The organism is Capnocytophaga sp. oral taxon 332 str. F0381, from assembly GCF_000318275.2.
In the GTDB taxonomy this organism is placed as follows: Bacteria; Bacteroidota; Bacteroidia; order Flavobacteriales; family Flavobacteriaceae; genus Capnocytophaga; species Capnocytophaga bilenii.
In genome coordinates this window covers 1-15,644 of record NZ_KB291288.1, presented here as the reverse complement: position 1 = coordinate 15,644, position 15,644 = coordinate 1, and the positions used below count along the sequence as shown (strand labels likewise).

At 39.2% G+C, this 15,644-nt stretch carries 12 protein-coding genes and 2 pseudogenes; 10 read left to right on the top strand and 4 right to left on the bottom strand.

Annotation, left to right across the window (positions count from 1 at the left end; all coding sequences use genetic code 11):
- Positions 1 to 264: 264 nt before the first annotated feature.
- The 3 genes and pseudogenes from HMPREF9075_RS04315 to HMPREF9075_RS04310 all read right to left on the bottom strand — a co-directional run.
- Positions 265 to 1,218, bottom strand: coding sequence for a hypothetical protein (locus tag HMPREF9075_RS04315; protein WP_009751353.1), 954 nt, complete (start codon positions 1,216 to 1,218; stop codon positions 265 to 267).
- A gap of 12 nt (positions 1,219 to 1,230) precedes the next feature.
- Positions 1,231 to 1,377, bottom strand: coding sequence for a hypothetical protein (locus HMPREF9075_RS13150; protein ID WP_009751352.1), 147 nt, complete (start codon positions 1,375 to 1,377; stop codon positions 1,231 to 1,233).
- Between the two features lie 44 nt (positions 1,378 to 1,421).
- Positions 1,422 to 1,622, bottom strand: a pseudogene (locus HMPREF9075_RS04310) (branched-chain amino acid transport system II carrier protein); the annotation flags it as partial.
- Positions 1,623 to 2,022: 400 nt separating this feature from the next.
- Here HMPREF9075_RS04310 and HMPREF9075_RS04305 point away from each other — a divergent pair.
- The 9 genes from HMPREF9075_RS04305 to lipB all read left to right on the top strand — a co-directional run bounded on the left by HMPREF9075_RS04305 (position 2,023) and on the right by lipB (position 9,297).
- Positions 2,023 to 2,349: a YtxH domain-containing protein gene (locus tag HMPREF9075_RS04305; protein WP_034556807.1), complete on the top strand. Its 327-nt coding sequence runs from the start codon at positions 2,023 to 2,025 to the stop codon at positions 2,347 to 2,349.
- A 1-nt stretch (position 2,350) separates the two neighbouring features.
- The gene (locus HMPREF9075_RS04300) at positions 2,351 to 2,728 is read left to right on the top strand and encodes a phage holin family protein (RefSeq protein ID WP_009751349.1); all 378 of its coding nucleotides are present in this window, start codon (positions 2,351 to 2,353) and stop codon (positions 2,726 to 2,728) included.
- On the top strand, positions 2,709 to 2,957 hold the full coding sequence (locus HMPREF9075_RS04295) for a DUF6327 family protein (RefSeq protein ID WP_009751348.1): 249 nt from the start codon (positions 2,709 to 2,711) through the stop codon (positions 2,955 to 2,957). Before HMPREF9075_RS04300 ends, HMPREF9075_RS04295 begins: the two co-directional genes overlap by 20 nt.
- Positions 2,958 to 2,969: 12 nt before the next feature.
- Complete coding sequence (gene rodA / locus HMPREF9075_RS04290; protein ID WP_034556805.1) at positions 2,970 to 4,238, top strand: rod shape-determining protein RodA; 1,269 nt, start codon at positions 2,970 to 2,972, stop codon at positions 4,236 to 4,238.
- Positions 4,239 to 4,282: 44 nt separating this feature from the next.
- The gene (locus tag HMPREF9075_RS04285; protein WP_009751346.1) at positions 4,283 to 5,209 is read left to right on the top strand and encodes a DUF4300 family protein; all 927 of its coding nucleotides are present in this window, start codon (positions 4,283 to 4,285) and stop codon (positions 5,207 to 5,209) included.
- Positions 5,210 to 5,224: 15 nt separating this feature from the next.
- The gene (gene fic / locus HMPREF9075_RS04280; protein ID WP_009751345.1) at positions 5,225 to 5,776 is read left to right on the top strand and encodes a protein adenylyltransferase Fic; all 552 of its coding nucleotides are present in this window, start codon (positions 5,225 to 5,227) and stop codon (positions 5,774 to 5,776) included.
- Between the two features lie 114 nt (positions 5,777 to 5,890).
- Positions 5,891 to 7,630 carry a DNA mismatch repair protein gene (locus tag HMPREF9075_RS04275; protein WP_034556813.1) on the top strand — a complete coding sequence of 580 codons (1,740 nt, stop codon included), beginning with the start codon at positions 5,891 to 5,893 and terminating at the stop codon, positions 7,628 to 7,630.
- 106 nt (positions 7,631 to 7,736) lie between these two features.
- Positions 7,737 to 8,618: a neutral zinc metallopeptidase gene (locus tag HMPREF9075_RS04270; RefSeq protein WP_009751343.1), complete on the top strand. Its 882-nt coding sequence runs from the start codon at positions 7,737 to 7,739 to the stop codon at positions 8,616 to 8,618.
- Positions 8,596 to 9,297 (top strand): lipoyl(octanoyl) transferase LipB, encoded by a 702-nt coding sequence (gene lipB / locus HMPREF9075_RS04265; protein WP_009751342.1) that lies wholly within the window; start codon positions 8,596 to 8,598, stop codon positions 9,295 to 9,297. Before HMPREF9075_RS04270 ends, lipB begins: the two co-directional genes overlap by 23 nt.
- A gap of 26 nt (positions 9,298 to 9,323) precedes the next feature.
- Here the strand turns inward: lipB and HMPREF9075_RS13145 are convergent, their stop codons facing one another.
- Complete coding sequence (locus HMPREF9075_RS13145; protein WP_009415280.1) at positions 9,324 to 9,569, bottom strand: hypothetical protein; 246 nt, start codon at positions 9,567 to 9,569, stop codon at positions 9,324 to 9,326.
- Positions 9,570 to 9,829: 260 nt separating this feature from the next.
- Between HMPREF9075_RS13145 and HMPREF9075_RS04255 the strand changes: the two are divergent.
- Positions 9,830 to 15,644: pseudogene (locus tag HMPREF9075_RS04255) on the top strand (gliding motility-associated C-terminal domain-containing protein); the annotation flags it as partial.

Below are 15,644 nucleotides of genomic sequence, written 5' to 3'. Positions count from 1 at the left end.
ATACAATAAATAATTGGATTATTCCCTTTTTAAGGCTAGGAAAATTTAGCTTCAATAATGGAGAGCAACCAGATGTTTATTTTCTTGATATAACTTGCATTGGAATGCTTTTATTAGGGTTTATCTCCAAGTTCCTCAAAAAAGTTTAAACACGTTTGTTGAATGTTTTGCAAAATGCCTAGCTAAAATGTTGTTTAATAAAAAACTTTGGCAAAGCTCAAAGCCTTGCCAAAGTTTATTTATCGTCTGTTGTTTGTTTTTTACTTAAAACACTACTTTTCCTCTATTACCCTCTTTAGTGTTTACAAACCATACTTGTCCTCCGTTTTCTAAGGTGGCGTTGGGGGCAATGGTGCCGTACCATTTTACAATTACGTTTTGATAATTATAACGCAAACTTCGGTTTTGTAATCCCAATAAGTGAGCGTGGTATTCGTCATAGCTGTCAAACAATAAGTTAGCATTTGCTTCTTCTTGTTTGTAGAGTGTTACTACCTCGTGCAGCCCCATAGGTGAAGCAAGTGTAAGTTCTCCAAAATGAGGTGTTTTCAGCGGAAACTTCTTTACATATACACTCTCTTTGCCCCTGCCGTTTATAATTCGCTCCCAATATACATATACATCTCCTTGGGGTGCTAAATCGGGTTTAAACAAGTAAAGTACAGGTGTTCCTTTATACACCGGCAGCGGGTAGTGTTTCAGTATTTTATGAGCATCAATCTCATTAGGATTGGCAATCTCATATTGGTATTCTTTTTGTTGCACTTCCCGTGATGAAAAATAAGTTAGCGGCTCATTACTCACCACGCAATAATGTAGCGTTTTGGCTGATAGGTTTTTGATAATCAGTCGGTCTGCACCCTTTTCGGTATAGTCTTTCTTCAGCTTAATGCGCCTTTCGTTATCGTAATACCCCCGTCTTTCTATCAAGAACACGCTGTCGTATTTCATTAGCACAGGCTCACCACCTATCACAAAAGGCGTGGTAAGTCGTTCATTTTTAGGCGTATTTTCGGCATTACCTGTGGTGAAAGTGGCATAACTCACCTCTACTTCTGCAGGCGAACCATCATCGGTAGTTACAATGACATAGTTATGCTTTTGTATTTTAGCTTTTTCAACGATAGTAGTAATATCGTCTTCCTCTCTGTGACAACTAAACTGAAAGCTCAGCATTACAGCACTGAAAATTAATAAATTGCGAATGGTTTTCTTCATATTATTTATATTTTATGCATTTTTAAGTTTTTTATAATCAACAAGTACGGCTATAGCAAATGCCAATACTGTGGGCAAGAACCACTCTATTTGGTAAGATGCTAAGGGCAATTTGTCTTTAAATGCCAATATATCGTTAAGAGATAGCAATTTAGCCATTGTAAATACGCCAGAGATGACTGCTGCTGTGGTAACTCCTACAATATACCTATTGATGCTACCATTACTACGGCTAAGAAAGAAAGCAAAATATCGGAAATAAAGAAGCCTGCGAAAGCGACTCCACTAAGGGCACCTACTTTTAAGCCGATGTAGGGAGGGATTACTAAATTGCCTGCACCGAAGAACATCGCGAAGAGGGCGAAGCCTGCAGTCATAATTGTAATAAACTTTTTTGCATTCATAAGTGTTCGTTGTTAATAGCTAAGAGCTATGAGGTTAATATGCCACAAATGTACAAATTATTTTTTGTTACGCAAATTTTTTTTTACTTTTTTTACATTATCTATCCCTTATCTATCCCTTATCTACCCCTTATCTACCCCTTATCTATCCCCCCCGCTGGCGCAAGCTTGCAGCTTGTGTCCAATTCAAAATTCAAAATTCAAAATTGTTTTCCACCGAACCTTGAGCGAAGGAAAGTCGGCGAGCTGGCGCAGCCGAGTATGTGAAGCCTGTGCGGCTCGCACTATATACAAATTTTACTTGTAGGTGGAATGGGCAAAACGACCAAAGACTATATTTTTTTTGTTAATTCAAAAATATTTTCTTACATTTGCGGCAAAATTTAAAATAATTAGAATTATGGCAAAGACAGCAAATGTATTGTTAGGTTTGGCAGCAGGTACTGCTATTGGTGTAGGATTGGGTATTCTTTTTGCTCCTGATAAAGGCAAAAATACTCGCGAAAAAATTAAAGACAGCGTAAGTGACAAGGCTGAAAAACTTAAAGAACAGCTTGAAAAACTCACTGAAAACGTAAAAGAAAAATCGGCAGAACTTAAAGGCTCTGTAGAAGAAAAAGTAGATGCATTACTTTCTAAATCGAGCTATAAAGCGGAAGATATCATTACTTTTTTAGAGAAAAAATTAGCAAACCTAAAGGAAGCTAACGCTAAATTACAAAAATAGTATGTCGGTTACTGCTGTAAAAGAAGCATTTGAAGAAATTCCTACAAGAGCGCAGTCGGTTTTAGATACGCAATGGGCTTATTACAAATTGTCTTTATTCCGGTTTATTGCTAAATCGGCGATAGGGCTTATTACTTTTTTCATTATAGCTTTTGCGTGTTTATTGCTGCTTATTTTCCTATCATTTGCCTTTGCTTATGCAATGGGTAATGTGCTGGGAGATGTAGCCTATGGCTTCCTTTTTGTAGGAATCTTCTATTTTTTATTGATGCTGATAGTGGTTGCGTTTAGAAAAAAACTGATTGAACGCCCATTGCTATCTATATTGTCTGATATTTACTTTAAAGCCGAGACTGAAGATGACAACAGTGAAGCATAAAACATATCGTTCGTTTGAAGAAATAGATAACGATCTGAAAATATTGCGATTAGAAAAAGAGATAGATAAAATTGCTCTTACACAACAGGTACATACGGCTTTAGAAAGCCTTAGTTTTAAAAACTTAGTAGCGCACACTTGGCTGTCGTTTTTGTTCAATGAAAAACGATGGTTCAATTTGGCTATGGAGTATGCTTTGTATTTTATTTTCAGGGGTCGTAAATCATAACTTATTGTATAGATGAAACATAGCCTTGTAAAACACATAGATTGGATTTCGGTATTGCTCTATTTATGCTTGGTGTCGTGTGGGTGGATAGCCATTTTTTCTACCACTTATTCTGACCTTACAATGAGCTCTATATTCGATTTAAATCAGTTTTACGGCAAGCAAATGCTTTTTATAGGGCTTAGTTTTATTCTTATTGCGTTTATTTTGGCACTTGATAGTAAGCTGTACGTCAATTTAGCCATACCATTTTATATTGTAGCCATACTGCTATTGGCAGGGCTTTTTGTTTTTGGCAAGGAAACTAACGGGGCGCGGGCGTGGTATGCCATAGGCTCTATTACGGTGCAGCCCAGCGAGTTTGCCAAAGTAGCTACGGCATTGGCTTTTGCTCGCTATGTGAGTGATATTCACACCGATGTGCGGCGCACTACCGATTTGCTAAAAGCTATAGGTATTATTTGCGTGCCAGCGGTGCTCATTTTGCTACAGCCCGATGTGGGCAGCTTGCTTGTCTTCTTTTCATTGGCTTTTGTACTCTTTCGCGAGGGAATGCCTTCAGCCTTGTTGTTCTACGCTTTCCTCGCTGCCTTAGTATTTATCAGTTCACTCAAGTTTGGTATGCCTATCACACTGATAGTCTGTACCTTACTTATTGCGGGCTATTGCTTTTTCTACCAAAAGAGAACGCATCGTTTTCCTTTTCAGAATGCGCTTATCCTTACTGCTATTTGCTTTGTTACTGCTATAACTACACAAACGGCGTATGACAATGTGCTGAAGCAACACCATCGCAACCGACTTAATTTGTGGCTACGCTTAGAAACTGACCCACAAAAAATAGCAGCTATGAAACGCGATTTTGCCTATAATACCAATATGGCAGAATCTGCTATAACTTCAGGGGGTACTTTAGGCAAGGGATTTTTGCAAGGTACGCGCACCAAAGGGAACTTTATCCCTGAACAGCACACTGACTATATCTTTACTACCATTGGCGAAGAATGGGGCTTTCTGGGTACTTCTTTGATAGTGATACTCTTTACTTGCCTATTGCTGCGGCTCTATGTGCTTGCCGAACGACAGAAAACTAAATTCAACAGGATATATGGCTATAGTGTGGTTTCTATACTCTTCGTTCATTTTTGTATCAATATAGGGATGGTGATTAGTTTGATTCCCACCATAGGTATTCCGTTGCCTTTCTTCAGTTACGGGGGCTCAGGGCTTTGGGCATTTACGATATTACTATTTATATTTTTAAGATTAGATGCGAGGTGATGAGGTGATTTGCCGATGAGGCGATGTGATAATTACTTTAACAAATGAAAAAGATACTATATTTACTGCTGTGGGCGGGGGTACTTACTGCCTGCCAACAATCAAAAACTACTGATGCCACTACAGCTACAAATACAACTACAGTTGCTACAAGCACGGCTACACTTACGTATTCTAACTTGGTGGATGTGGCTACCCAAGAGCAGGTGCAACAAGCCCTGATAGCGGCAGGAATAACCCCTAAAAACGTCAGTGATTTTTTAGAAAGTGTAAGCCTCTTCAATCGTACCGCTGGAGGCAAAGCGGGCTTGGTAGCCCAAGGATTCAACACTATTGATAGCTTGCTGCCTCACTACAACGAGGTGGCTATACAAGAAGATTGGACAGCTAAATACCCTACTTTTCAGGGGTACAACTGTCGCCTTACTTCATTTACATTGTTGCGCGATTTTATAACTTTTTCTGCTAAAAGTCCCTACACGATAAACGACCCCAATGAGGTACTTTTTATAGACTGCGAGTCGTTGCGCAATACGCCTAAAAAACTATTTACCCCCGAAGAGGAAAAACAATTTCTTACACTATTTACCGAAGTGCCTACAACTAATACCAAAGAGGTGGGCGTTCATTTACAAAACTTACAAAAAGCTTGGCAAGAGCGGGGCATTTCGTTTCGCTACAAAGGCGATGCCACTAAAGCATCACTTATTTCTGTAATTTTTCACTCGCAAATCACTCCCGAAGAGAACTTTTTGTTTGTGGGACACGTAGGCGTGCTGGTACCTTTCCAAGACGGACTTCTTTTTGTAGAAAAGCTTGCTTTTCAGGAGCCTTACCAAGCTATTAAGTTTGCTGACCGCAAAGCGCTGAACGATTACCTGATGAATCACTACAATGTAGAATGGAATCAGCCTACTGCCCCACCTTTTGTAATGGAAAACGATATGCCAATTTTGAATTTTGAATTATGAATTTTGAATTAGTGGATGGGACAATTGGGTAATTTAAATGATATAGATGCGCAAAGTTTGCAAAAAGCCTATCAATTGTTTGAAAGTGGGGCTATTAATCGTATTGAAGTAGGCACTACACGTGGATTGTGTGATATTCACCGCTATATTTTTGACGGTTTATACGATTTTGCTGGCAAAATACGGCATCTAAATATTAGCAAAGGGGGATTTCGTTTTGCTAATGCTATGTTTTTACACGCTATTTTGCCTGTAATAGACCAAATGCCTGAAAATACTTTTGAAGAAATTATTGCTAAATATGTAGAAATGAACATTGCACACCCTTTTATGGAGGGCAATGGGCGCTCTATGCGTATATGGTTAGACCTAATACTCAAAAAACGACTACAAAAAGTAGTAGATTGGAAACAAATAGATAAAGCAGCTTATTTGCAAGCAATGGAACGCAGCCCTATCAACGATTTAGAATTGCGTTTTTTATTACAACCTGCCCTCACCGATAAAGTAGATGACCGCGAAGTTATTTTCAAAGGCATTGCACAATCCTATTATTATGAATTATGAATTTTGAATTGGAATTGGGCACAAGCTGCAAGCTTGCGCCAGCGGGGGGTGGCACAAGCTGCAAGCTTGCGCCAGCGGGGGGAATTATGAATTTTGAATTTTGAATTTGTGGGGATGATATATCAGGAAAGATTAGAAACTGCGAAGCTGCATTATCAGCAGTATCACAAACAATATAACATTATTGCCTTCCTACGGGTACTTGCCATAGTATTAGGAGGGCTTACTATTTATAAGGCGATTGGCGAAAACTCGTGGTGGTGGGCTGCTACTGCCTTGTGCCTGATAATAGGCTTTTTTGCGCTGATTGTAAAGCATAAAAACATCGCTACCCAACGGGCTATTGCCAAAGCTACTATAAAGATTAACGAGCAAGAAATAGCTTTTCTCAGTCAGCGTGTTTTTCCTGCCGATAACGGTGCTGCTTTTCAGGTGGAAAACCACCCATACGCCTACGATTTAGATGTGCTGGGCGAGCAATCACTCTATCATTATCTGAATCGCACTCACACTTTTTTAGGGCGTAAGCTCTTGGCAGAGCGTCTTTTAGTTCCCAACCGCTCGGCTATTGAAGAGCAACAAAAAGAAATAAAAAAACTTACTCCTGAATTGGCTTGGCGACAGCGCTTTATGGCACACGCCTCGCAAATAGACGATAGTGCCTCACTTTACCAAAGATTACAGCAATGGGCTACTGGTGCTGCTGCACCTCTACATAAGGGGATAGTGCTTTATAGTATCATAGCTCCTATACTTCTTGTGGCAGCTTTGGTAATAGGCTATGGTTTTGGTTATCAGCTGCTACAATCGATAGGGAAACTGCTTTTAACACTTAATATGCTTGTTTTTTTCTCTTTTATAGGGAAAATGAGCAAAGAAAAACTCGGTTTTGAACATACTTATGCTATGCTTTACGCTTTTAAAGAATGTATTGCACAAGTAGAGACTCATTTTCCTGAAAAAAACGAACGAGCAAGTACCCATATAGCTCAATTATCACGTTTGTTGGACGATTTGGATAGTGTAAGTAATATTTTGGTGTCTATTCCACTTAATATTTTTAGTTTTTATCACCTTCATCGCTATAGAGCACTTTTACAGTGGAAACAAACCTATGGAACACACATAGCACAATGGCTTGAAACAGTAGCTACAACCGAAGTGTTGTGTAGTTTTGCTAACTTTGCCTACAACAATCCGCATTTTGTATATCCTACCTTCAACAATCAGTACAGAATTAGTTTTGAAGATGTAGGACACCCTCTTATAGCCGAAAATGAGCGTATTACCAATAATATTACGCTTGATGAGGCGCATTTTATTATCTTAACAGGCTCGAATATGTCGGGGAAGAGTACTTTTTTGCGTACATTGGGGGTAAATATGCTGCTTGCACAGGTGGGGTTGCCTGTTTGTGCTCGTGAGGCTGCTATACACCCCCTTCCTCTATTGGTATCGATGCGGCTATCAGACTCACTAAGCGATGGAAAGTCGTATTTCTTTGCAGAAATAAATCGTATAGAGCAAATTATGACTGCCCTGAAACGTGAACGCTGTATGGTATTATTGGATGAGATATTACGCGGTACTAACTCTGAAGACAAACAATACGGCACTATAAAAATTATAGAGCGACTGCTATCGCTAAAGGCAATAGGCATTGTTGCTACTCACGATATAGAAGTGTGTAAAACTGCTGATTGCTACCCTCAACAACTGCAAAATAAATGCTTTGAGTCGTATATTCACGAGGGCGAACTCTCCTTTGATTACAAACTGCGCGAAGGTATCTGCCAAAATAAAAATGCGACTTTCTTAATGGAGAAGCTAGGGATTATTAAGTGCGAGCCATAGGTGGTTTCTTGATGAATCTATTGAAAAAATCAATCATTAAAAGCCTTTTAATTACTAATTATTTTATATCTTTGCAAAAACTTAATAATTAAAAAAAAATAATTCTATGAAATGGGAAGGAAGACGACAAAGTAATAATGTGGAAGACAGACGCGGGCTGCGCGGTGGTGGCGGCAAACTCATTGCGGGTGGTGGTATTATAGGTGTTATTGTACTACTGCTACAGCTTTTTGGAGGCGAAACAGGGCAACAAGTGGCTTCGGTAGTGAACCAAGTGGCTGGCGGTGCCCAACAAGGAGGTGCTCCTACCGAACAAGTAGAACTTACCCCTGAACAAAAGAAAATAGGCGATTTTACGGCTACAGTATTGGCAGATACTGAAGATGTATGGCAAAAAATATTTTCAGAAAACGGTTTAGGAACTTACGAAGACCCTAAACTCGTACTTTTTACCTCACAAGTAAATACAGGTTGTGGTACAGCTTCTTCAGCTGTAGGTCCTTTTTATTGTCCTGCAGACCACAAATTGTATATGGATATGGATTTCTTTGAAGAACTCAAAACACGCTTTGGTGCTAAAGGAGGCGACTTTGCTATTGCTTATGTAATGGCGCACGAGGTAGGACACCACGTGCAAACTCTTTTGGGCACTTCGGCAGAAGTGAGGCGCAAAGAACAAGGTCTTAGCAAAGCGGCAGCCAACAAATGGTCTGTAGCACAAGAGCTACAAGCCGACTTCTACGCGGGGGTTTGGACACACCACAACAAAAAATATCTGGATGCTGATGATATAGACGAGGCTTTGAGTGCTGCTCACGCCGTGGGTGATGACGCTATACAAAAGCGTATGCAAGGACACGTGGTGCCTGATTCTTTTACGCACGGTACGTCTGAACAACGAAAATACTGGTTTATGAAAGGTTATAATACAGGTGACATTAGAGAAGGAAATATCAATACAATCTATGAACAAACAGCTCGTCGTTAAAGATTTAGGCACTAAGGACTACAAAGAATGCTGGGACTACCAAGAACAGCTTTTTCAGGAAATTGTAGCTCAAAAAGCGAATAATAAAACGCTGGCAACCCCGCTGCCTACTAATAATTACTTTCTTTTTGTAGAACACCCACACGTGTATACGCTGGGGAAAAGTGGGCATATAGAAAACTTACTTATCAACGAGCAAGCATTGCAAGATAAGGGTGCTACTTTCTACAAAATTAATAGGGGAGGGGATATTACTTATCACGGTCCGGGGCAGATAGTAGGTTACCCTATATTGGATTTGGATAACTTTTTTACCGATATTCATAAATATTTGCGTTCGCTTGAAGAGGTTATTATTCTTACCCTTGCCGATTACGGACTAAAAGGAGAACGCAGTGAAGGAGAAACAGGGGTATGGATAGATGTAGGTACGCCTTTTGCTCGCAAAATATGTGCTATGGGGGTGCGTGCTTCGCGTTGGGTAACTATGCACGGATTTGCCCTAAATGTAAATACCGATTTGGGTTATTTTGATAATATTATTCCTTGTGGCATACGAGGCAAGGCTGTAACTTCCCTGAATGTAGAGCTGGCTAAAGCAACTATCCCTCTTGCCGAAGTGAAAGAGCGTATTCTTCTTCATTTTGCCGAAATCTTTCAAACAGATTTGATAAAATAACAAGAGGCTGTCTGAAAAAAAAACATTTACATCGCTTCTTTCCCTTTGAAGGGAGAGAAGCGATTTTTGATAATCAGTGAGTTACAAAAAGGTTCATTTGTTTTAAAACTTCTTTTGCCCGAAAATGAAGCTTTTTGGTTAGCCTCTTTCGTTTTTCTTTTTATGCTTTCTAAAAAGGTAAAATTCTTCATTGTAACTAAAATAGCATAAACAGAATAAAAACTTAAGATAAAGTAGGGCTTTATTATAGTTAAAAAAAGTGTTAAATGCATTGTTTCTTATTTCCACTTCTAAAAGGTTTTGTAATTTTGCCGCTAATTATGCACTTTTGAAAATGAATTGTAATAAAAACTCAAACTTAAACTTAAACTAATGCAATCACAGGGGAAAAACAGAGATAAGTACTTTATTATTAGTAGGTTACTTTAATAAGGTGGCACTACTACAAAGCTGTTATAAAAAAGATTTTAAATATAACTTACAGAACACTAACACTAAAAACTAATCACTAACAACTAATAATTAAACAATAATGCTTAATTTTAAAAAACTTTTTACAATTTCGGTAACTCTAACTCTTTTGTTGCTTTCGGGTATAGCTAAGGCTCAGATAGTAGTAGCTATTAGCAATGTTACAGCCGAAACTGGAGCTCATTTTGCTGATAAAGATGATTTTTCGGCAGGGACGCTTACCGTTACGTTTATTATGAACACGGGTTATACTACTGCCGATGTAGCTATTGATTTAGCTTCAGGTATTGAGTATATACCCAATTCAGTAACGGTTTCAGGTGGTGGTGCAACTGTAGCTCAAGCAGCAGGGCATACTGCTGCTGCGCCTCGATTTACAATAACAGCTGCTTCAGGCAGTAATGTAGCTTTAGCTATCAAACGTAAGGTTACTAAGGCTGCTTTGGGCTCTTTAGACAATTTGAAAGATACAGCTGTATTGACAATAGGAGGAGTAACTTCTGATCCTGTTTTTAATAATCCGCCTTACGATTTGAAAAGACCTACACTTACGGTGCAGCTGCCTGAAACTACTCATAACGATGCCCTTGGTACACATACTAAAACTTTTACTATTCGCAATACGGGTTATGGTATTGTGAAAGATGTGTATTTTTCGGTAGCTTATCCTACAGATGTAGTAGGCAATAGCTTTTGGTATGCTGGTACTAAGCTTACCCCAATGGTTATTGGTAGTAAAACAGTGTACAAAGTGCCTAATGTGCATTTGGCAAATAACCAAGCCGTTACTATTAGTGAAAATTATACGGTGAAAAAATGTACTACAGGTAGGCAAATTAGCTATGAAGCTCACTGGGGTACTGATAATGTGATTTTTGAAACGAATACTAGCGCTAAAAATATCAGTGTAAGTACTGGTATACCTATTATTAGACATAGTAGCGATAGTGCTTTTAACTATTTTAAATGGCAAGATGGTTTTTGTGGCAATATTTTAGGTACTTATTATGTGCGTTTTAACAATGAAACAGCCGACCCCAAAGGGACTGCCTATAATGTAGAGGTGCAACTTTTTGATGGAGATCCTACTATAGGGTTTAGTTATTTTGAACCTATTAATATTCGCTTAATAGCTACTGATGGAACTGAAATTCCTATTTCGGCTACAGGTACTGGTAGTAATACTCGTTTCATTAAATTTAGTGATTTAGCAGCTGTATCTAATGCTTCTTTAGGCACTAAAAATGTAGGGTTTACCGATGAAGATGGCGATGGTTTTAAAGACGACCTTAAAAAAGGAGCTTATTTTCAAATAGCTTTTGACTTGAAAAAGAAGCAAGAATTTCAATGTCTGCAACCGGGGAAAGGGCAAAAGAATTATTTTAGCCTACAACCAAGAGCTTATGTGCTGTATGATAATGTATGTACAGGAGGGCGTGACACATCTGAATTGCGTCTTATCGATTATGGCACTATGCGTATTTATTTCAATGGGGTAAATGATGCTTCTAAACTTCCTGCCCAATTAGTACAGAACGTACCTTCAGCAGGCTATATTGCCCCTGGTATGAACTGGCCTTCTCTCGGAATACACCAAAGACTCAAAAATGAAGGTACTTTATCAGACAATATGCGTCAGTTTAAGTATGTAGTAACCACTCCTGCAGGGTTAAAACTCCAAAACGTAAAGCTTTACCGCCGCACAAATGTTTTTGGTGCTTCGGGAGTGCCCCCTGTTAGTATAACCGATATAGCCCCCAATACCACAGTAACTATTACTACTAGCAATACAGCTGCCTATAGAGACCTTACCTCTGGTTATCTCAGCTTCGATGCCCTATTACAAAATTGTAATGGTAGAAGTGAAGTGCCTATTACCTATTCAGTGTATTTGATAGTAAAGAATGGTGATGGTACTTATTGTGATATTCCGTTAGTTTGTGGTCAAACCACTAATATACCTGCAGTTTGTGCTGCCCCTTGTACTGTACAAGCTCCTAACATCCTCAGTACGATAGTGGAGCGTGCCGATAATTCGTATGGTTGGAAAGACGAAACTATGACTGTGCGCCGAACTCGTTCCGAAATATCACCTATAGAACGTATGCGCGCCCTTTATTTAGATGATATAGAATTCATTACTAAAGGACAACAGCACGCTGGTAAATCTATTGATAACCTTTTCTATTGGGTGAAAGTAGAAAAAACAGCTGACTTAGAGCCTAAAAAGATAACGCTAACAATAAATGGTGGGGCAGAACAGACTTTTAATGCTTCTGCTACTAACCCTATGAGAGGTACCAATGCTGCAGGGAAGAAATACTTCCGTTGGAATCTTACTTCTTTATTGCCAGCAGGTACACTTCCGGCAGGAGCTACCTTTACAGCGGTGGCAACCTACCAAGTGAAGAATAACAATCCCACTAATAGTAATGACCGCACGATGGATATACAATCGGGTATAGAATCTTTTTTCTATACGCTTGATAATCCTGCTACTGATACGGCTATCAATGCAGAGGGATATCATACCGCCGAAAAGCACTGCGGTCCTAGCCTGACCCCTATATTCTATATAGCCGAAACACAATCAATGTTGGCTACCAATGAATACAAAGAATTTTCAGGTTGTAATTCGGTACAATTAGGAAGTAACCTTATTTATGCGGCACGTAGGTTTAAACCTGGGGGGACTTATTTTTCACAAGAGTTCCGCCCTGCACGTCTTACTAAAAAGATAACAATCAAGATGCCAAGTGCTTACCAAATTACCAATATCAAGTATACCTATAGTTATAAAATAGCAGAGGCTGCTAAAGAGGCAACAGTAGATATGAGTAAATTGACCGTAGTGGATGATGGTACTTGGAAAACTTATACCTATATAAACCCTCCTAAAGGCACTACAGGGCATTTGCCACCGGGTATGATAACCGTAGTGAACGATTATAATGAATACATAAAAGTTTTTATACAACCATCGTGCAAGGCAAAAACAGTAGATGGCAATAAGAGTTTTTGGAATCAGGGACTTGATGCTAAGGCAATGAATGAGATTATAAGCTCTAATATAGAGTATGAAGATTATTATTATCACTATGCCGAAACAGCTAATAGCCTTATTGCAACTGACTACTTGAATGAACGCCCTATACTTTTTGCGGAAAGTAAAAAACCAGATATTAACATAGAAGCTGTGTCGCAACTAACCGTGAAAGCTACTAAGAATACAGAGGATGCTATTATAAAAATTGAAAATATAAAAGATAATGACGCTCCTTTTGGTTGGGTTTCTATTCCTGATGTTACGGGCTTAGAAGTGCTTTCGCTAACTGAAATTACAAGTGCAAAAGCACACGTGCGAACTTATACTGCACAAAGTAGCATTTCAGGAGAAAAGATGTTTTTCTTGAGCGAGGCGGGTAATGACGGCAAGATACTTAAGAACTCTGTACGTTATTTCAAAATAAACTACAAAATTACCAATTGTAACTCTCCTGTTTTACACCTTAAAGTATATGCAGGTTGGAACTGCTGGAGTAACCCTACAACAGGTTACCGAAATACTTGTAGTGATAAAAGTGCTACATTCTCAATTACTATAGCTAAAAGTAAAAAAGAAATAGCAGCAGATCCATCAAACCCAGGCTATAACGACCCTAATAAGGTGGGTAGCATCACAATGTGTGATAAAACACCTTATAGTTATACAATCAATAGTGCCGATGAAGGTGATATTTACGATGCTAAACTTGTCGTTACTCAGGCATCAGGAATTACTTTTCACGAAGTAGAAGTTGAATATCCATTGGGTAGTGGTACTAAATATCAAGTAGGTACGGGTGCCAATAAGATACATCATAGTGTGAATGGCAACAAACATACTTTTGATATTAGTGCTATCTTGCCAAATGGTAGTTTGCCAGGTTCTCTTAGTGAGCCAGTAAATGCTAATAACAGACAATTTAAGCTAACATTCAAAGTACAACCTGATTGTAATTTTTCGGCAGGTTCGTCATTTGATATAGATATAGAAGGTAACAATCTTTGTGGAAGCCCTGCTTTGGGAGACAAGACACGTGCTATTATAGCAGGGATTACAGGAGTGAATGTTAATAAATATAGTATTAACCTCGATCCGCTTACTTATGTAAGTGGTAATGGTACCCTATGCGGTGGAGGTATAACTTATAAAACGCGTGTAACAATAGTTAGTACCGACCCAACTTTCCAAGTAGGAAATAACGCACGCTTGAGATTTACTATTCCTGAAGGGTATGAGTTAACACCTTCGTTTGCTCTTTATGGTGCTAGAACTCCTTATGGGGCTGGTGCTCTTTGGGCAAACTCTGCACGAAAACAAAGTGAAGAACGTACTTTAGCCAATGGCAGTGAATTGGTGATGGATATACCCGCTGGAATGAAAAACGGGCAGTTCTTTGAGTTTGGTATTAAGATAATACAAAAAGCTGATGCTGTTATAGCTTGTGATACTCCTAAAAATCTGAAGGTTTTTGCTACCGATACAGTTACAGGCGTTACTTGTACTACATTAACACCACCGGCTACTACTTGTCCTTCACTTACAGTAGGGACATCACTTGAAAAAACGATACAAGTGAAAAACGAACGTCCTGAACTATCGTTTAAAGATATAAGTACCACATCGGAGATACAAGGTGGTAAGGAAAAACTTACTATCAAATATAAGGTAGTAAATGCAGCTACGGCTTCAGCTACCCTCATTGCGCGTCCTGTAGTAGCGAGTCTTTACTACGATGCTAATAATAACGGTCAGGTAGATAGTGGCGATACTAAACTTACTACCTATACAGCTACCGAAAATTTAGGCAAAGGAGTTACTTCGCCTGAAAGAACATTTGATTATCAGGTAGAGCAAGATAAAATATGTAGGTTGCTATTAGTACTTAAGAATGAGGATAACGTGTGTCTTTGTGGCGATGTAGCAACTAAAGTAACAGCTCCTACCCAGATAAATGGTTTGGTAAGTAGCCTTACGACTTGTGCTACCGATAGTGTAACTTTCCAATACAATGCACAAGCGCCTATTTATGTGGGCTATGAATGGAAAGCAGTAAGCCCATCGAATGCTTTGGGCTTCTTAAACAACACTAATACGCCAACGCCAACGTTTACTTATAACGGAGCAACCCTTACTAATACGCTAACAGTCACTTATACTCTTGTTGTGAAGCGTACCAATGGTTGTGAGGCACAACAGACAGTAACTGTATTAGTAAATGCTGTACCTAAGCCAACGCTTACTGTATCGCCTACTTTGGTGATAGACTGTAGTGCTACTAATGTGGATACAGCTATTGACAACTGGCTACAACAAGCGGCAAGTGCTACGGCTGGAGCCCCTTGTGCTACTATAGCAACCCTTACACATAACTACAACAGCGTAAAACCAGCTGACTTATGTGCAGCAACGGTAGTAACAGTAACCTATACCGCTATAGATAACTTTGGTGGTACAACTACCAAAACGGCTACCATTACATTGGTAAGCATAAAAGCTAATAACGAAACAATTACCGTAAGCCACGGAGCAGTAGCTACTACTACAAGTGCATCGGTATTGACTAATGATTTGGCGAATACACGTACAGCTACTACAGGTACTGTAAGTTTGACAGTTGTTACTCCAGCAACAGGTGTAGCAGGTAGTGCAACGCCAACGCTTAACAGCAATGGTACGATTACGGTACCAGCGGGTACTAAATCGGGGACTTATACTATAGGTTATAAGATATGTACTAAAGTAGCGAGTGTAACGGCTTGCGATACGGCTACCACTACTATCGTAGTAGGAGCAGCCCCTATAGTAGCAACACCAGATGTGGTAACTGTAA